This is a genomic window from Clostridium sp. UBA3061, assembly GCF_002367465.1.
Taxonomy (GTDB): domain Bacteria; phylum Bacillota; class Clostridia; order Clostridiales; family Clostridiaceae; genus Clostridium_J; species Clostridium_J sulfidigenes.
On record NZ_DFCF01000002.1, the window covers coordinates 31,835 to 50,200 of the forward strand.

Sequence of the window (18,366 nt, forward strand, 5' to 3'; positions counted from 1 at the left end):
CATATTAAAAGTTTTAATTTTTATATAATAGAATAATTAGTTATAGTTTTTGTTTAATGTAATGATGGTGGTAAGTATTCAATAGAAAGCTTTTTAGTAGCTGGATTTATGTGAACAATAGATTCAACATCATATACTTCTTTAATTGTTTTTTCTGTTATAACTTCATTTGGAATCCCGTTATACACAATAACTCCATCTTTCAAAACATAAAGTTCATCACAAAATTGAGAAGCTAATGTTAAATCATGCAAAGCAGCTAAAACACATATATTTAAATTTTTAACTATTGACATAACTTCTAGTTGATACTTTATATCTAGATGATTAGTGGGCTCATCTAAAATTAATATTTTAGGATTTTGAGTTATTGCTCTAGCCAATATAACCCTTTGCTTTTCACCTCCAGATAATAGGCTGAAGTTTTTTTGAGCAAAATCTATCATTCCAACTTGAGATAAAGCTTTAAGTGCCATATCATAATCATTTTTATTATCTTGCTCTAATAAACCTTTATAAGGAGCCCTACCCATTAGAACTATATCTATAACTTTAAAATCAAAGTTAATATTATTAAATTGACTAACCACTCCAAGAGTTTTAGCAAGAGATTTTTTGTTGTAATTTTTTATATCCTTATCAGATATAAAAACATCTCCAAAGGTTGGCTTTATTACACCATAAACAGCTTTCAATAATGTTGATTTCCCACTCCCATTTGGACCTATTAAGCCTATGAACTTATTACTTGTAACTGCTAAATCAATTCCTTTTACAATTTCTTTTTTCGATAAATTGACCTTTAATTCTTTAATTTTCAAATCCATTATAATCACCTACTTATCTCCATATCCGAAGCCTTTTCTCAATAAAATGTAAACAAAGAATGGTGCTCCAACTAAACCAGTAATAATACCAATGGATAATTCGGCATTAGGGATGATTATTCTAGCAAAAACATCAGCCCAAATTAAGAATATAGAACCTAAAAGTATTGAAGTTGGGATTAGTCTTTTATGATCAGACCCAACTATAGATCTTGAAATATGGGGGATTATTAATCCTACAAAGCCTATAATCCCGCAATTAGCTACTAAAATACCTGTTAGTAATGATGTGATTATCATATAAATTTTTCTGTATAAATTTAAATTAAGCCCTAAAGTCATTGAGGCTTCATCACCCATTAACATTAAGTTTAAAGTTCTTCCTTGAGTTAAGAAAAATAAACAACATATAGTTACAGCTAAAATTACAAAACCTATATTTTGCCACTTAGCAGTTGCCAAAGAACCCATTGTCCAGAATTTTACCGTTTGCATACCTTCAGCATTACTAGCAATAGAAATTATAAAATTAGATAAAGATGTACATAATGCACTGACTACAGTTCCCGAAAGGACTAATTTGGAAGATGACATTTTATTTCCCATTGAGGATAATACCAATACCAGGATAGAGGCACTTAAAGCACCTAAAAATGCCCAAAATGATACACTGCTTATGGAAAAGAGACTAAATGAGCCCAATCCTAACATTATAGAGAAGGTTGCACCTAGTGATGCACCAGAAGAAATTCCTAAAATATATGGCTCAGCTAGAGGGTTTTGAACAGTTGCCTGCATTATTGTTCCGCATACAGCAAGTCCAGCTCCAACAACAATTGCAAGTAAAACTCTAGGCATTCTAATTAACCAAATAACATTATAAGTAGATATATTACTTACTTTGGCAGCATCACCTAAGGATAATCCAAATAGTTCATTTAAGATTATGCTATAGGATACAGAAGGTTTTATTCTAAGTGAACCAAAGGATACTGATAAAATTACAGAAATAAATAATAATATAATTAAGCCTAAGATAAATAAATTGAAGGATTTTTTTATCTTTTGGTTTTTCTCATAAGAAGCATTTAAAATATCTTTCACATTTAACATCCTTTCTTGAACTCCTACTAAAAATGAGGTAAACTTATTCTAGAGAATTAAATGATAATAATTATCAATTTCATTAACTATTATAATATAGAAAAAATCGTAATAGAATATACTAAAATAAAAACATGGACAATTATTTAAAGTTATATGTATTGAAAGGAGCCTATTTACTTGAAAAATGTTAATAAAGGTGATTTATTAAAAGAATTTAGAAAAAATACTTTTGAAGTTTTTAGAATAGAAAGGTTTATCAAGAATTCTATGTCATCGAAAAATGGTTATACAACTAATCTCTCAGCATTCATTTTTACTATAAGAGGAAGAGCTCAAATAGAGTTTGATAATGAGGTCTATATTGCTGAAAGAGGAAAGGTGATTCATGGATGTAAAAATAAAAACATATCCTTTAAGGTTTTAGGAGATGAAGAATTTGAATATATGAATATCTATTATATGGCAGATAAATGTATTAAGCCTGATTCTTATATGAATTCAACCTTCGAATTTGACGTAATAAATTATGACGAGATATTGAAATCCTTGTATGAGCTTAAAGAAATATCTTCAAAACAACAATTAACATCAAAAGTAAATCTTCAAATACAAACCTCATTATTTTTAAGAGAACTCTTTACTGATCATAACTACAAAAAGGGATTAAGTGAAAAAGATTTTACCATAGATGTAAGTGAATTTATTTCACAAAACTATATGGAAGAGATTACATTAGGCACGCTTTCAGAAAAATATGGAGAGAAAGCTAATAGAATATCATACTTATTCAATAAGTATTTAAATATTCGTCCCATAGATTATTTAATCCAATGCAGAATGACTGCTGCATTCAAGTTATTAAATGAAGGTTTTGCAGTAAAGGAAGTTTCAAAAAAGATTGGCTATAATGATGAATTCTATTTTAGTAGGTTATTTAAAAAAAATTTTGGAGTTACTCCAAGCAAGTTAAAGAAAGGGTAGAAGATATGCGAGGAAGAATTTTAACGAGGACAGTTTTTGATAGAGAGATTTTCATGTATTTACCACGGGAGTATGATATATCTGATAAAAAATATCCTGTAGTTTATGTTCATGATGGTGATAAATTTAGAAAGTTTTTAGGTGGAATAATTGATGAAATAGAAGATAAATTTGAAAATAAATCTTTAGAGGAACATATAATAATTGGAATTACACCTTTTGACAGATTAAATGAATATACCCCTTGGGCAGCAGAATCTAACCATGAAAGATTTCATCCATTTGAGGGCATGGGGGATGAATACTTAGAATTTTTAATAAGCGATTTACAAACCTATATTGAAAAAGAGTTTAGAGTAAGCAGTAATAAGAATGATAGAAAAATTATGGGACATTCTCTTGGAGCTTTGATTTCTTTATATTCAGTTTTCAAAAATGATAATTATAGTAAGGTAGCAAGTATATGTGCATCTCAATGGTATGATGGATGGATTAAATTTATTCAGGAAGAAATTTTAGTAAATGATGATTTTAGACTTATTATTATTGCTGGAAGAAAGGAGGGACATAGCAAGACTACAATTCAGAAGGACATGCCTAAGTTTTCTAGTATGTCCTATGGAATATTTAAGAAACATATAGGAGAAGAAAATGTAGAAATGGTTTGGGATGATTATGACCACCACGAAAATATATTAAATAGAAATAAAATTGCTTTGGAATTTTTAATGAGAAAAGATTAATTAGTTTGATAATTACAAGAAGAAGGAATTTTTGTATTTCATTGCAACTTGATAATGTTAGGATAAGAACTTTATACTAAAGTTATATTGACACAACATAGCTTTAGTAGTAAAGTGAAAGATAAGTTAGTTGATGCTAACTTATCTTTTTACAGTTAAGTAAGCGATGGCTAACTCGCTTTCTTAAAGGTAGTTAAGTATTTACCTAATTTTATTTTAGTAGTAGGTAAGCCGAAGCTAACTATATAACTATTTAAGTATGTAAATAGTTAACATCATAAATATGCAAAATTAAAATACTTAGGCATTTTAAAATTTCTTATTATAACATCTTAATATTTTAAAATTCTAGAAGTACATAGCTATATATACATAAGAGCTTATATAAATAATATAAATTTTAGGAGGTAAAGAAATGAGTATAGTAATAATTGGTGGTCATGATAGGATGGTTTCTGAATATAAAAAGATATGCGATAAATATAATTGTAAGGCTAAGGTGTTTACACAAATGCCAGGTCGCTTTAAATCTCAAATAGGATGTCCAGATTTATTAGTAATGTTTACTAACACAGTATCTCATAAAATGGTTAATGCAGCTATGCAAGAGGCAGCAAGAAAGAATATCAGTATAGCAAAATCTCATAGTAGTAGCTCTAGCTCTTTAAAGAGTATATTAGAAACTCATTGTTTAAATTGTTCTGGGGATTGCGAAAACTGCACTAAACATAGTAATTAAATATAAAGTTAAATTAAGGAAACATTTTTGGGGTAGAGTTTAATCTTTTAGCACTTTACCCCGATAACAAAAATCGCCTAAAGTATTGTATTAATTTTCTGAATATGATACGTTTTTGTTATGGATATTTTTAGAAGGGTGGGGGATGAAATGAGGAACATATGTAATCTTAATGGAGTAAAAGAAGTATATTTAATAAATACTCAGGGGAAAAATTATTTAACTTTCTTTAAGACAATGGGGGAAAAACTATATTCAATATGTAGTTTAGAAGAAAAGTTAAATGATGAGTATTTTCAAAAGAAAGACTTTGATGAACTTTTAAAAGAAAATCATGAAATTTATAATGATTTACTAGGTGACAACTATAAAACAAGTTACGGCAACCCAGACTATGCAGTGAAAGAGCTAGGAAAAGAAATGGGCCAAATAGCTACATATTTATATAATAGGTTAAATGAATGTATATCTTTAGTATTTTCTCATAAGACTGAGAAGATAGAAAAGTTACTACAGCTATTTACAGATGCCTATGCTTACGTAGTTAAAAATGGTGATAATGCTAATGGTTTAATGGAGCTTATAAGGGATTTTGAAGTTAGCATTTTAGACATGGAAGCTGAGGAAAAGGTTAATAATATAGCTTTAGATACTAAGGGTTATTACAGAACTATAGTTGATGAAGCAAATGCAGAAGATTTAAGATACTTATTTAAGTACGGAAAATATATAACTGATAATGAAATAAAGACAGCTAAATTTTTGTCTACCTATGAAGATGTAAACAAGATTGCATATACCATGGTTAAAGGATATATGGATAGCTTTATAAGAGAAAAGAAGGATTACACTATTAAGTCTACAGTTAGACTAATATACTTTGTTGGTCAAGAGGCTATTGTTAAAGAGGTTATAAAGGAGTTTGATAAATACAACTTAACCCCTGTCCTTGCAATGGTAGAATCTACTGAAGCAAATAAACAGTTTACTTATGATCATAGATTTGATAATGCTTTATTCTTCAGTAAAAACTATGCAGAAGTTAAAGAAGAAAGATTTACAGCTACCTTTGAAAGATTTAAAGAAGGTTTAGGAAAGTATTCAGGAATTGCAGTTATTGAAAGCTTTGGAGAGGTTCCGTTTGCACCTGAAAGCAAGAATACAGCTTTAAAATTAAGTGAAGAACAAAGTAAGGTTTACCAAAATGCAACGGTAAGACTTAGAACTATTCAAGATAAGTACATGCCATCTAAGGAAACAACCTTTACTATTATAGCTTTCCCTAGTCCAGAAATAGGAGAAAATTTTGAGGAAATCTTTGCTGATACTATGAAGATAAATACTCTTGATTCAGACAAGTGGGAAAGAATCCAAAATGATATTATTGGGGCTTTAGATAAGGGTGAGTTTATCCATGTTAAGGGCTGCAATGGAAATAGAACAGATATAAAGGTTAAAATGCAGGAGATCAACAATCCAGAAAAGGAAACAAACTTTGAAAACTGTATTGCCACTGTAAATATACCGGTTGGAGAGGTATTTACATCTCCAATGTTAAAAGGAACAAATGGACTTCTACATCTAGAAGAAATCTTCCTAGATGGCCTTAAATATATAAACTTAGAACTTTTATTTAAGGATGGATATATTGCTGAATATAACTGTTCTAATTTTGATGAAGAATCTAAAAATAAAAAGTATGTAGAGGAAAATCTGTTGTTCCCAAATAAAACTTTACCTCTTGGTGAGTTTGCAATAGGTACAAACACCTTAGCATATGTTATAGCGCAGAAGCATAATATAGTACCTATACTTCCTATCCTTATTGGAGAAAAGATGGGACCACACTTTGCAGTGGGTGATACTTGTTATTCTTATAGTGAAGATGAAAGAGTTTATAATGCTTTTGATGGAAAAGAAATAATTGCTAAGGATAATGAAAAATCTATTCTTAGAAAAACGGATATAGAGAGTGCATATACTCAATGTCATACAGATATAACTATACCTTACGATAGCTTAGAGTTTATAAATGCTATAACAAAGGATGGGGAAGTTATTGAAGTAATTAAAAATGGTAGATTTATTCTAAAGGGCACTGAGGAATTAAATGAACCTTTCAATGGAGAGGCTTAATAAACAGAGTTCTTAGCTTCTTCGAAGCTTAGAAATTATTATCCAGGGACGTAGCTGCTCTTTATTCCTACTTTAATAAAGATAGGAATATTAGAGCAGGTAGTCATCGGATATATTTTTTATAGAAATAGGAGGAAAATTATGATTAATAACATTGATATTAAAAATAAGATGGTAATAAAGTTAGATGATGAATTACCAGAAATGCCTAAGTTTCAAGAAGGAATTAGAAGAGCTCCTGACAGAGGTTATAGCTTAACACCTGCACAAACTGAATTAGCTCTTAAAAATGCTTTAAGATATGTTCCAGAACATCTTCACGAGAAATTAGCTCCAGAGTTTATGGAAGAGCTTTTGACAAGAGGAAGAATATATGGATATAGATTTAGGCCAGAAGGAAAATTAAGTGGTAAGTCTATAGATGAATATAAAGGAAATTGCGCAGAAGGTAAGGCCTTCCAAGTAATGATAGATAACAACTTAGATTTTGATGTGGCATTATATCCTTATGAACTTGTTACTTACGGTGAAACAGGACAAGTGTGCCAAAACTGGATGCAATATAGACTTATTAAAAAATACCTAGAGAATATGACAGATGAACAAACTTTAGTAGTAGAGAGTGGTCATCCATTAGGATTATTTAGAAGTTCTAAAACTGCTCCAAGAGTAATAACTACTAATGGTTTAATGGTTGGTATGTTTGATAATCCAGAAGATTTCCATTTAGCAACTCAACTAGGAGTAGCTAACTATGGCCAGATGACAGCTGGTGGTTGGATGTATATAGGACCTCAAGGTATAGTTCATGGTACCTTCAACACTATAGTAAATGCAGGAAGATTAAAGCTTGGAGTGGCTGATGATGGAGATTTAAGAGGTAAGATATTTGTAACTTCTGGTCTTGGCGGAATGAGTGGTGCTCAACCTAAAGCTATAGAAATAGCTAATGGAGTAGGAATTGTAGCAGAGGTTGACTATTCAAGAATCAAAACAAGACTTGATCAAGGCTGGGTTTCCATGGCATCAAGTGATTTAGAAGAAGTTATAAGAGTTGCTAAAGAAAAGGCTAAAAATGAAGAGTCTATCTCTATAGCATATCATGGAAATATCGTAGATTTACTTGAATACATCTTAGAAAATGATATTCATATAGATTTATTATCAGACCAAACTTCTTGCCATGCTGCATATGATGGTGGGTATGCACCAGTAGGAATTTCTTTTGAAGAAAGAACCAGATTATTAAAAGAAGATAGAGAAAAATTCAAAGAGCTTGTAGATATGACCTTATTAAAACACTACGACATAATTAAAAAGTTAGTTACTAAGGGAGTTTACTTCTTTGATTATGGTAACTCATTTATGAAGGCAATCTATGATGCTGGTGGAAAAGACATAGCTAAAAATGGTGTAGATGAAAAGGATGGATTCATTTATCCTTCTTATGTTGAAGATATCATGGGACCAATGCTATTTGACTATGGTTATGGACCATTTAGATGGGTATGCTTAAGTCATAAACATGAAGATTTAATAAAAACAGACCATGCTGCGATGGAATGTATTGATCCAAATAGAAGAGGACAAGATAGAGATAACTACATTTGGATTAGAGATGCTGAAAAGAACCAATTAGTTGTTGGGACAGAAGCTAGAATATTATATCAAGATGCACAAGGTCGTATGGATATTGCTCTTAAGTTTAATGAACTTGTAAGAAATGGTGAAGTTGGACCAATCATGCTTGGAAGAGATCACCATGATGTAAGTGGTACAGATTCTCCATTTAGAGAAACTTCTAATATAAAAGATGGAAGTAACATGATGGCTGAAATGGCAATCCAATGCTTTGCAGGAAATGCAGCAAGAGGAATGAGCTTAATTGCTCTTCACAATGGTGGAGGAGTTGGAACAAGTAAGTCAATCAATGGAGGATTTGGATTAGTTCTTGATGGTAGCGAAAGAGTTGATAATATTATAAAATCATCTATGGCATGGGATGTTATGGGCGGAGTTGCTAGAAGAGCTTGGGCAAGAAATCCACATTCTATTGAAACAAGTATGGAATATAATGAGAAGAACCAAGGAACAGATCATATAACTCTTCCATATATACCGAAGGATGAATTAATAAAATCTGTTATTGAAAAAGCTTTAAATAAATAAATCATAATTTAAATAATTGAATAATTTAATTGGGTATATAGTATTAAAAGATTAAGACTATATACCTGATTTTTTATTTTTTTAGTTTGTATTTAGTTGTAAATAAAATAAATTTTTATATTTTTTTTACAAAGTAAATAAAATATATTAATAAAAATATAAAAAAAATAAGTTCTAAGTTGAAGGTTGCTTCGTATATTTTTATGGGGATGATTTTTTAATATATGTAGTAAATTTAAATGAAATAAAAACAATGATTAAACAATGTATATACATTAGTAGATAATATTGAATAGAGTATTTGCAAGTAGTATAATAGTTAGGGTATTTGATGTGTAGATAAGGAGGGGTAGTGTTGAATTATAGAAAAAAAGTTAGAAAAGTTAATAAAATAAAAATATTTGTCGTAGCAATAACACTAATTAGTACCCTTTTTATTTTAGTTGGATGTAAATCCGATATTGAAGAAGAAAGAGATCCAATTATAAACAATTATACAAGTGCTGTAATAGAAAAAAACAACAACATATATATTTTTGATGAGCATGAGGAATATTTAGAAGGGGTAGGAGATTTGCATAGGCTGAAAGAACTTTCTGCTTTAAGTAATGACTGGAGTAATATAGCTTTTAAATATTTAGATGAGAAAGATAAAATAAATATATATAGTATGAAAGATGAGGAATATAAAGTATTACAAATAAATGATATAGGTGAAAATCAAATATCTAATATATCATGGATGAATAATAAATTAGTAGTTCATTTATATATAGATCCTACCACAAGTAAATATCTAATTTATGATGCAGACACTTTAGAACTTTTGAATTCCTGCGAAGGAATCTTAATAGATGTTCTTAATGAAGGTAATACTATAGTTTATGGTAGAGCTAGTAATGGAGTTACTAATATATACTTTAATAATGCACAAATAATTAGTTTGGAAGATAGTGGAGAAGTTTTATTAAAGGGAAAAGTATCTCCTAAAAAGGATGAGATAGCTTTTATTACCTTTAGTTTTGATAAGGAAAAATTAACTCAATGTGAATATTTGTATAGAGGAAAAATTGAGAATGGTAAAATAAAGGATGTTTTTAAGACTGTTAAGCCCTATGAAATAAATGGAGACATAGTATATGAGGGTGATGAACTGGTTATATATAGCCAAGAAGGAAATTATTTAGTAAAAGATGAAGAGTTTATAGAAGAAGAAAATGAGGAAATGAAGAAAAAGCTCAATGAAAATTCTATGAAACTTAAAAACATGCTTAAAAATACCTTTGAAAGCGAAAGTATAAATGAAAACTTATCATGGAATGAAATTGGAGTTTTTAATATTACCTGGTTTACTAGGTAATATTTTTTTGTTGTATAGGAAAGTATAGATTTTTACGCTTTATAGGTTTTACCGTTAGGAATGCGGCGCATGCCACTTTTTTTATGTCTAAATTGTGAACATGTATATAAATATAGCTGTAATAATATATGAAATTTCATGAAAGTTATTGTAATATTTAAAATATACAGATAAATTTCCGAGGTGGATTTTTTCCAGGTTTTATTAAGGGGAAATCTGTTGACACCTTGTGTAGGGTTCAATATAATTAACGTGGAAAGTAAAAAAACAAATTAAAATGTAGAAATACTGGAGGAACTTCTAATGGATAAAAAAATGCTTTCACCTGATGAAATTACTAATTATGTAGAACAGGTTGGAGTAAAAAAGGCTAATAATAAATGTGTACAAACTTTATTTTTAGGTATTTTAGCAGGAGTATTTATAGCTTTAGGGGCATATGCATCATCAGTAGCATCACATGGAATCAGTGATCCTGGATTACAGAAATTTGTGGCAGGTATAGTATTTCCAGTTGGATTAATTTTAGTGTTAATATGTGGAGCAGAATTGTTCACAGGAAATTCATTATTAAGTGTAGCTTGGGCTGAAAAAAAGATAACCACAGGTCAAATGTTTAAAAATTGGGCACTTGTTTGGATAGGAAACTTTATTGGAGCTGCTTTTGTAGCAATACTAGTTTTTGAATCGGGTCTTTTATCAACGGGAAACGTTGGAGGTTATGCTGTAAAGGTAGCAGCGGCTAAGGCCAGTATGGGTTTTGTACCTGCAATTTCAAGTGGAATATTGTGTAATGTCATAGTATGTGTATGTGTATGGGGTTCCTATGCAGCTAAAGATGTAACAGGAAAAATATTCATGGGTTTCTTTCCGATATTTGCTTTTGTTATAGCAGGTTTTGAACACTGCGTAGCTAATATGTATTACTTTTCTATAGGATTGCTTGCAAAAACAAATTCAGCTTTTGTTGAAGCATCTCATGTAACTGTTGAAAAATTAGATAATTTAACTATAGTTGGAATTTTTAATAATCTAATTCCTGTAACCATAGGAAATATTATTGGTGGTGCAGTTTGTATTGGATTAGTTTATTGGTTCATATATAGAAAATGTAATAAAAAGAATATTGAGATAAGAGAGAAATTATCAGCATAGTATATATAAATTCATGGAAAATTGTGTTAGAATTAAGTTTTAGCATGATTTTTTTTATAAGATTTTATGGAAAATTGTAAAAATTTCTATTGATTTGTAAAAATCTATTTTATATTTATAGCACATAATATAAAATAGATAGTATGAAGATAAATACTAAATTAATTAATGGGGAGGGTTATATGAAGAAGAAAGGAAAAGTTATCAGTTCAATTGTAGCTTTAAGTATAATGGGGGCAATAGCCTTTAGCATTAATAATAGAGTAGAAGCAGATGCAGTAAAAATAAGATTAGGTGGGAGCACTAGATATGAAACTGCTGTAGAAACATCTAAACAGGGATGGCCTAGTGGAAGTAAAACCATAGTACTAGTGTGTGGAACGGATTATCCTGATGCACTAAGTGCGGCACCTTTAGCTAAAAAGTATAATGCTCCTATATTGCTAACAGAACAGAGTGCATTATCTACTGTAGTGTCCAATGAGATAAATAGATTGAAGCCTTCTATAGCTTACATAGTTGGTGGAGATGGAGTTGTATCTAAAAATGTACAATCCCAGTTAAAGGGAATGGGCATTGATGTTAAAAGATTAGGTGGTATCAATAGGTATGAAACAGCTGTAAAAGTAGCTGAGCATATTGGAACATCTAATGGAGTTGTTTTGGCTTCAGGGGTAAGTTTTGCCGATTCTCTATCAATAGCTCCGGTGGCGGCAAAACTAGGAATGCCTATATTGCTAACAGATGTGAATGAATATAACAGTTATAATAAAAAGTTCATTCAAAATAATAGCATACCTAAAACTTATGTTATAGGTGGGGATGGTGTGATATCAAACTCTAATATGGCTAATTATAAAAGTCCTGAAAGAATTAGTGGAATTGATAGATATGAAACTAATACAGCAGTTTTTAATTATTTTAAAGGAAATGTTAATTTAAACAAAATTTATTTAGCATCAGGAATAGATTTTCCAGATGGATTAGTAGGAGCACCAATAGCTGCATTAACTTCTTCTCCAGTAATTCTTATGGAGGAATCAGGAACTTATTATCCTAAAGTTTTAGCAGCAATAAAAGGAATAAAATCCGATCAAGTATTGGTTTTAGGTGGAGTTGGAGTAGTTAGCGACAACATAGTTAATAAGGTTTTAGAGGCAGTAAATTATGAGGAGAAATTTAAGGTTTTAAGTATTGAATAGCTCAAAAGTGGGTGAAATTAAAGTGAGACCTATAGAAGATATGCTTAAAGACCTACCCTTGGGGGTATCTGCTTTAACAGAACAAAAGGTTCATAATAAAAAGTTGACTTGTATAATAATTAAAGATGATTTTAAAGATTTTATATATTTGCCTAATTCTATGCAGTTTAATTTCAAAAGCGCCTATGTAAAAAGTAATAAAGTAATCTCAGGGCACTTGATTATAAGAATGAAAGATGATATAAAAGAGAAGTATTATCCTTTTCACTTTAATTATTATGATGAAAAAACATTAAGTTTAATTATAAATTTAAGTCATCAAAGAAAATTATACTTAATACTAAGTAATAAATATAATGATTATAAAATTGTTTGTTTTAGAAATAGTTTAAAAAGCTTTTTTAGAAGATATATAATTAATTGTATAAACTATGGTTATCGATGGAGTGATGAAGATTACAAAGAATCAATTTGTAATCTTGTATCTTCATTTCCGAGTATAGATGACTTATGGAAACGATTAGGTGGACAAATTACTATGAGTATACTGAAAAAAGTATAAGAAAAACGGTGAAATGTTAAGTAAAATTCAAAATCTACAAAAAACTTATATTAATTTAAAAATTTTTTAAAAAAACCATTGCATTTCTAAAATATTAGATTTATAATAGGTACATGATAAATAATAAATTGAATTGTTTAAAAATTTAATATTGAATCATAAGTAGAGGCGCTTATAAATTGGTAACTGATAAATGTTAAAGAGAATACCCTCTGATGTTACAGTGAATTGTTTATAGGCCGAAAGGGTACAAAGGTATTTTGTATTACTTGGGGATAAGACACAAGGTTTTATCACTGCCATGTTATATGGAGAGCTATTTATGGAATGAAAAATATTCATTGCATTGATAGTTCTAACTAACCAAGTTATCTAATGGTGTTGAATATTTTCAACGCCATTTTTTATTTACTATATTTTTATCCGATGACTATCATCTCTAATACTATGAACTTTTTCAAAGTGAGAGTAAAAGAGCTGCTACGTCCCTGGATAACGATTTCTAAGTTTCAAAGAAACTAAGAAATCTGTTTATACTAAAAAGTTATACATAAATAAAAAGTAAACGATTATTTTATAGGGGGAAAAGAAAATGAAATCAGTAATCAGATTAAGAATGAGCGCACATGATGCACACTACGGTGGAAATCTTGTTGATGGAGCAAGAATGCTACAATTATTTGGAGATGTAGCTACAGAATTATTAATACAAAATGATGGAGACGAAGGTCTATTCAAAGCTTATGAAAACGTAGAATTCATGGCACCTGTATTTGCTGGAGATTATATCGAAGCTGTAGGTGAAATCGTACACGTTGGAAATACATCAAGAAAAATGACTTTTGAAGCTAGAAAAGTAATAGTTCCAAGACCTGAAATCAACGATTCAGCTTGTGACGTTTTAGAAGAGCCAATAGTTGTTTGTAAAGCAACTGGAATATGCGTAGTACCAAAAGATAAGAAGAGAAAGTAATTAAGTAACTATATGCAAGAATTCTTGCAGAAACATTGTTAAAAAATTAACTATATAGGAGGATTTTAAATGGAAAAGTTAATAATTGCTGCAGCTATTTGTGGTGCAGAGGTTACTAAAGAGCAAAATCCAAATGTTCCTTACACAGTAGAAGAAATTGGTCAAGAGGCAGAAAAATGTTATAAAGCTGGAGCTAGTATAATTCACCTTCATGTTAGAAAAGATGATGGTACTCCAACTCAAGACAAAGATAGATTTGAAGCTTGTATGGCTGAAATAAGAAGAAGATGTCCAGATGTTATCATTCAACCATCTACTGGTGGTGCTGTAGGAATGAGCAATGAAGAAAGACTTCAACCAGTTGATTTAAGTCCAGAAATGGCAACATTAGACTGTGGAACTTGTAACTTTGGTGGAGACGAAATATTTGTTAATACAGAGAACACAATCAAAGAATTCGGGGAGAAGATGATCCAGTTAAACGTTAAGCCAGAAATCGAAGTATTCGATAAAGGTATGATTGACATGGCCATCAGACTTCATAAAAAAGGATTTATAAAAGCACCAATGCACTTCAACTTCGTTATGGGAGTTAATGGTGGAATAAGTGCTGGAATGAGAGACTTTGTATTTATGAAAGAAAGTATTCCAGCAGGAAGCACTTACACAGTATCAGGAATAGGCAGAAATGAATTCCCATTAGCTGCAATGTCTATGATAGAAGGTGGACATGTAAGAGTTGGATTTGAAGATAACGTATACCTATCAAAAGGTGTTATGGCAGAAAGCAATGCTGATCTAGTTGAAAAAGCTGTAAGAATAGCTAAAGAATTAGGAAGAGAAATTGCAACTCCAGCAGAAGCAAGAGAAATATTAGGACTTAAAGCTTTATAATTTGAAGCATAATATAAGAAGCTATTTTTAACGTATAAGATTAAAAATATAATAAACAATAATTAAGTAGAAAAAATTTATTGAGACTAAAGTAAAAAGGAGTGTTTTTAATGAAAAAAGGATGTAAATATGGAACTCACAGAGTAATAACACCAGCAGGAGTATTACCACAACCAGCTTTAAAAATAGACAATACAATGGAAATATATGATAATGAAATACTTATCGACGTTCAAGCTTTAAACGTTGACTCAGCAAGCTTTACACAAATAGAAGAAGAAGCTGGACATGACGTAGAAAAAATAAAAGCAAAAATCCTTGAAATCGTTGGAGAAAGAGGAAAAATGCAAAACCCTGTAACTGGTTCAGGCGGAATGCTTATCGGAAAAATAGCTAAAATAGGAGCTGCATTAGAAGGAAAAACTGATCTTAAAGTTGGAGACAAAATCTCTACATTAGTATCTCTTTCATTAACTCCACTTAAAATAGAAGAAATCATCGATATTAAACCAGACATCGATAGAGTAGAAATTAAAGGTCAAGCAATATTATTCGAAAGCGGATTATATGCTAAACTTCCAGAAGATATGGAAGAAACTTTAGCACTAGCTGCACTAGACGTAGCAGGAGCTCCAGCTCAAGTTGCTAAATTAGTTAGACCAGGACAATCAGTTCTTTTATTAGGAGCAGCAGGAAAATCAGGAATGTTATGTTGCTACGAAGCAGTTAAAAGAGTTGGACCAACAGGAAACGTTATTGGTTTAGTTAGAAACGAAGAAGAAGCTGCAAGATTAAGAAGATTAAACTTAAACATGAAAATAGTTATCGGAGATGCTACTAAAGCTATCGACGTAATGAACTTAGCTTTAGCTAACAACAACGGCGAAGAAGTTGATGTATCTATCAACATAGTTAACGTTCAAAACACAGAAATGTCAACTATATTACCAGTTAAAGATGACGGTATAGTTTACTTCTTCTCAATGGCTACAGCATTCACTAAAGCTGCTTTAGGAGCTGAGGGTGTAGGTAAAGACGTAACTATGATAGTAGGAAACGGATATACTAAAGGACATGCTGAAATAACATTACAAGAGTTAAGAGAAAACGAAACTCTAAGAGCTATATTCCAAGAATTATACGTTTAATCCGTAGATTATAATTGATTAATTAATAAAATTAATATATATAAATGTGAAATTATAGGGGGTAACAATTAATGAATACAACTCGTAGAAAAGAATTATTTCCAAACGTTACAGATGAACAATGGTTTGACTGGAAATGGCAAACAAAAAACAGAATAGAAACTTTAGATGAATTAAAGAAGTATATTCCATTAACTCCAGAAGAAGAAGAAGGAGCTAAAAAATGTCTTGAAACTTTAAGAATGGCTATAACTCCTTACTACTTATCATTAATCGATCCAAACAATGCTAATGACCCAGTAAGATTACAAGCTATCCCAACAGGATTAGAAGCTCATAAATCTGCTGCAGATTTAGAAGACCCACTACACGAAGATACAGATTCTCCAGTACCTGGATTAACTCATAGATATCCAGATAGAGTATTACTTCTTATAACTGACCAATGCTCTATGTACTGCAGACACTGCACAAGAAGAAGATTTGCAGGACAAAGCGATGACTGCATGCCAATGGAAAGAATAGATAAAGCTATAGATTATATCAGCAAAACACCAGTAATCAGAGACGTTCTATTATCAGGTGGAGATGCTTTACTAGTTGACGATTCAGTACTTGAGTACATCATCAGCAAATTAAGAGCAATACCACACGTAGAAATAATCAGAATTGGTTCAAGAACACCAGTAGTTATGCCACAAAGAATTACTGATGGCCTTGTAAATATGTTAAAGAAATACCACCCAATCTGGTTAAATACTCACTTTAACCATCCAAACGAAATCACAGAAGAGTCTAAAGCTGCATGTGAGAGAATGGCTAATGCTGGTATACCACTAGGAAACCAATCAGTACTTCTAAGAGGAGTAAATGACTGTGTTCACACAATGAAACAATTAGTTAACGATTTAGTTAAAATCAGAGTTAGACCTTACTACATCTATCAATGTGACTTATCATTAGGACTAGAGCACTTCAGAACTCCAGTTTCTAAAGGTATCGAAATCATTGAAGGATTAAGAGGACATACTTCTGGATACTGCGTACCAACATTCGTTGTTGACGCTCCAGGCGGCGGTGGAAAAACTCCAGTTATGCCAAACTATGTAATTTCTCAAAGCCATGACAAAGTAATACTTAGAAACTTTGAAGGAGTTATAACTACTTACTCTGAGCCAACAAACTACACTCCAGGATGTACTTGTGATGTTTGTACAGGTAAGAAATCAGTTCATAAAGTTGGAGTTGCTGGATTATTAAACGGTGAAAAACTTGCTTTAGAACCAACAGGATTAGAAAGAAACGAAAGACACGCTCACTAGAATATAGTTAGAAGTGATCTTAATGAATGAAATTTTAAAGTTATTGAAACCATATAAAAGTGTATCTATTATAGGTATGAATAAAAATGTGGGAAAAACTACAACTTTAAACCATATCTTGAAGGAGGCTAGGGGCTCTGTGTCCCTTGGCCTAACTTCTATAGGGAGAGATGGTGAAGAGTTAGACAGGGTTACGGCTACAGAGAAACCTAAGATATATATTGAAAAGGGGACTGTGATTGCTACAGCCAAACAATGTCTTTTAAATAGTGATTTCACAAGAGAGATTGTAAGAACTACAGGAATAAATACTCCTATGGGAGAAGTTGTTATTTGTAAAGCCTTAAGTGATGGTTATGTGGATTTAGGAGGACCTTCCGTGAATTCATATATGACCAATATAAAAGATCAATTATTAAGTCTTCAGTGTGATCTTGTAATAGTAGATGGAGCTTTAAGTAGAAAGACCTTTGCTTCACCCGCCATAACAGAAGCTACAGTGTTATCTACAGGAGCCGCTCTATCAAGAAGTATGAAGACCGTCATAAGTGAGACAAAACATACTATGGATCTATTAAGTTTACCCCATGAGCAAGATAGGTCTATTTTAAATGTCGCAACAAAAATATGTGATTCAGGAATTGTAGGCATCATTTATAAGGATGGTACCTATAAAGTACTAGAGGTTTTAACTGCCCTAGAAGCTTCAAAAGAAATTGTAGAAGCTTTGAGTGAACAAGTATCCCATGTAGTTATTAAAGGTGCAGTTTCTGACAAACTTATTAAAAATATCATGACTTCTACTAACCTATATAAAGATATAACTTTTCTTGTGGAAGATGGTACTAAGCTATTTATTAGTAGTGAAAGCCTTTATAGATTCCATAGGCAAGGTGGAGTCATAAAGGTCCTAAATAAGATAACTGTGGTTTGCATAACTTCAAATCCAAAATCACCTTATGGATATGAATTTCCAAAGGATGAATTCTTAAAAGGTCTTAGAGAAGCTGTCAATGTTCCAGTATTTGATGTATTAGGGGGGAAATAA

The 18,366-nt window shown here is 30.9% G+C and carries 16 protein-coding genes and 1 riboswitch; of the genes, 14 read left to right on the top strand and 2 right to left on the bottom strand.

The genetic code is table 11. From position 1 onward, the window contains the following. Positions 1-53: 53 nt before the first annotated feature. Together B2P65_RS00400 and B2P65_RS00405 are read right to left on the bottom strand one after the other, a co-directional pair. Entirely contained in the window at positions 54-827 is a 774-nt protein-coding gene (locus B2P65_RS00400; protein ID WP_346847429.1) for an ABC transporter ATP-binding protein, read from the bottom strand. A gap of 9 nt (positions 828-836) precedes the next feature. After that, positions 837-1,931, bottom strand: coding sequence for a FecCD family ABC transporter permease (locus tag B2P65_RS00405; RefSeq protein ID WP_414632294.1), 1,095 nt, complete (start codon positions 1,929-1,931; stop codon positions 837-839). A 180-nt stretch (positions 1,932-2,111) separates the two neighbouring features. Between B2P65_RS00405 and B2P65_RS00410 the strand changes: the two genes are divergently transcribed. The 14 genes from B2P65_RS00410 to B2P65_RS00475 all read left to right on the top strand — a co-directional run bounded on the left by B2P65_RS00410 (position 2,112) and on the right by B2P65_RS00475 (position 18,366). Then, the gene (locus B2P65_RS00410) at positions 2,112-2,915 is read left to right on the top strand and encodes an AraC family transcriptional regulator (RefSeq protein ID WP_346878416.1); all 804 of its coding nucleotides are present in this window, start codon (positions 2,112-2,114) and stop codon (positions 2,913-2,915) included. Positions 2,916-2,920: 5 nt separating this feature from the next. Next, positions 2,921-3,658 (top strand): alpha/beta hydrolase, encoded by a 738-nt coding sequence (locus B2P65_RS00415; protein ID WP_346847170.1) that lies wholly within the window; start codon positions 2,921-2,923, stop codon positions 3,656-3,658. A gap of 415 nt (positions 3,659-4,073) precedes the next feature. Then, the gene (locus B2P65_RS00420) at positions 4,074-4,397 is read left to right on the top strand and encodes a DUF2325 domain-containing protein (protein WP_346847171.1); all 324 of its coding nucleotides are present in this window, start codon (positions 4,074-4,076) and stop codon (positions 4,395-4,397) included. A 150-nt stretch (positions 4,398-4,547) separates the two neighbouring features. Next, positions 4,548-6,533 carry an aminopeptidase gene (locus B2P65_RS00425; protein ID WP_346879408.1) on the top strand — a complete coding sequence of 662 codons (1,986 nt, stop codon included), beginning with the start codon at positions 4,548-4,550 and terminating at the stop codon, positions 6,531-6,533. A 141-nt stretch (positions 6,534-6,674) separates the two neighbouring features. Beyond that, a complete protein-coding gene (locus B2P65_RS00430; protein ID WP_346879409.1) occupies positions 6,675-8,702 on the top strand; it encodes a urocanate hydratase in 2,028 nt (675 codons plus the stop codon). A 355-nt stretch (positions 8,703-9,057) separates the two neighbouring features. Next, a complete protein-coding gene (locus tag B2P65_RS00435) occupies positions 9,058-10,062 on the top strand; it encodes a hypothetical protein (protein WP_346878420.1) in 1,005 nt (334 codons plus the stop codon). A 303-nt stretch (positions 10,063-10,365) separates the two neighbouring features. Further along, positions 10,366-11,217 (top strand): formate/nitrite transporter family protein, encoded by an 852-nt coding sequence (locus tag B2P65_RS00440; protein WP_346879410.1) that lies wholly within the window; start codon positions 10,366-10,368, stop codon positions 11,215-11,217. A 182-nt stretch (positions 11,218-11,399) separates the two neighbouring features. Next, a complete protein-coding gene (locus tag B2P65_RS00445) occupies positions 11,400-12,419 on the top strand; it encodes a cell wall-binding repeat-containing protein (RefSeq protein ID WP_346847176.1) in 1,020 nt (339 codons plus the stop codon). 22 nt (positions 12,420-12,441) lie between these two features. Next, positions 12,442-12,981: a hypothetical protein gene (locus B2P65_RS00450; RefSeq protein WP_346879411.1), complete on the top strand. Its 540-nt coding sequence runs from the start codon at positions 12,442-12,444 to the stop codon at positions 12,979-12,981. A 155-nt stretch (positions 12,982-13,136) separates the two neighbouring features. After that, positions 13,137-13,308: riboswitch (Lysine riboswitch) on the top strand. Positions 13,309-13,573: 265 nt separating this feature from the next. Next, positions 13,574-13,954, top strand: coding sequence for a hotdog domain-containing protein (locus tag B2P65_RS00455; protein ID WP_035130526.1), 381 nt, complete (start codon positions 13,574-13,576; stop codon positions 13,952-13,954). A gap of 69 nt (positions 13,955-14,023) precedes the next feature. Beyond that, complete coding sequence (locus B2P65_RS00460) at positions 14,024-14,848, top strand: 3-keto-5-aminohexanoate cleavage protein (protein ID WP_150845313.1); 825 nt, start codon at positions 14,024-14,026, stop codon at positions 14,846-14,848. A 110-nt stretch (positions 14,849-14,958) separates the two neighbouring features. Continuing rightward, on the top strand, positions 14,959-15,996 hold the full coding sequence (locus B2P65_RS00465; protein WP_035130522.1) for an L-erythro-3,5-diaminohexanoate dehydrogenase: 1,038 nt from the start codon (positions 14,959-14,961) through the stop codon (positions 15,994-15,996). A 71-nt stretch (positions 15,997-16,067) separates the two neighbouring features. Next, entirely contained in the window at positions 16,068-17,318 is a 1,251-nt protein-coding gene (gene ablA / locus B2P65_RS00470; RefSeq protein WP_035130520.1) for a lysine 2,3-aminomutase, read from the top strand. Positions 17,319-17,340: 22 nt separating this feature from the next. Further along, on the top strand, positions 17,341-18,366 hold the full coding sequence (locus B2P65_RS00475) for a hypothetical protein (RefSeq protein ID WP_035130517.1): 1,026 nt from the start codon (positions 17,341-17,343) through the stop codon (positions 18,364-18,366).

Coding starts and splice junctions, on each gene's coding strand:
- B2P65_RS00430 (WP_346879409.1), top strand. CDS start 6,675: ATGATTAATAACATTGATATTAAAAATAAGATGGTAATAAAGTTAGAT.
- B2P65_RS00475 (WP_035130517.1), top strand. CDS start 17,341: ATGAATGAAATTTTAAAGTTATTGAAACCATATAAAAGTGTATCTATT.
- B2P65_RS00445 (WP_346847176.1), top strand. CDS start 11,400: ATGAAGAAGAAAGGAAAAGTTATCAGTTCAATTGTAGCTTTAAGTATA.
- B2P65_RS00420 (WP_346847171.1), top strand. CDS start 4,074: ATGAGTATAGTAATAATTGGTGGTCATGATAGGATGGTTTCTGAATAT.
- B2P65_RS00465 (WP_035130522.1), top strand. CDS start 14,959: ATGAAAAAAGGATGTAAATATGGAACTCACAGAGTAATAACACCAGCA.
- B2P65_RS00455 (WP_035130526.1), top strand. CDS start 13,574: ATGAAATCAGTAATCAGATTAAGAATGAGCGCACATGATGCACACTAC.
- ablA (WP_035130520.1), top strand. CDS start 16,068: ATGAATACAACTCGTAGAAAAGAATTATTTCCAAACGTTACAGATGAA.
- B2P65_RS00440 (WP_346879410.1), top strand. CDS start 10,366: ATGGATAAAAAAATGCTTTCACCTGATGAAATTACTAATTATGTAGAA.
- B2P65_RS00415 (WP_346847170.1), top strand. CDS start 2,921: ATGCGAGGAAGAATTTTAACGAGGACAGTTTTTGATAGAGAGATTTTC.
- B2P65_RS00460 (WP_150845313.1), top strand. CDS start 14,024: ATGGAAAAGTTAATAATTGCTGCAGCTATTTGTGGTGCAGAGGTTACT.
- B2P65_RS00400 (WP_346847429.1), bottom strand. CDS start 827: ATGGATTTGAAAATTAAAGAATTAAAGGTCAATTTATCGAAAAAAGAA.
- B2P65_RS00425 (WP_346879408.1), top strand. CDS start 4,548: ATGAGGAACATATGTAATCTTAATGGAGTAAAAGAAGTATATTTAATA.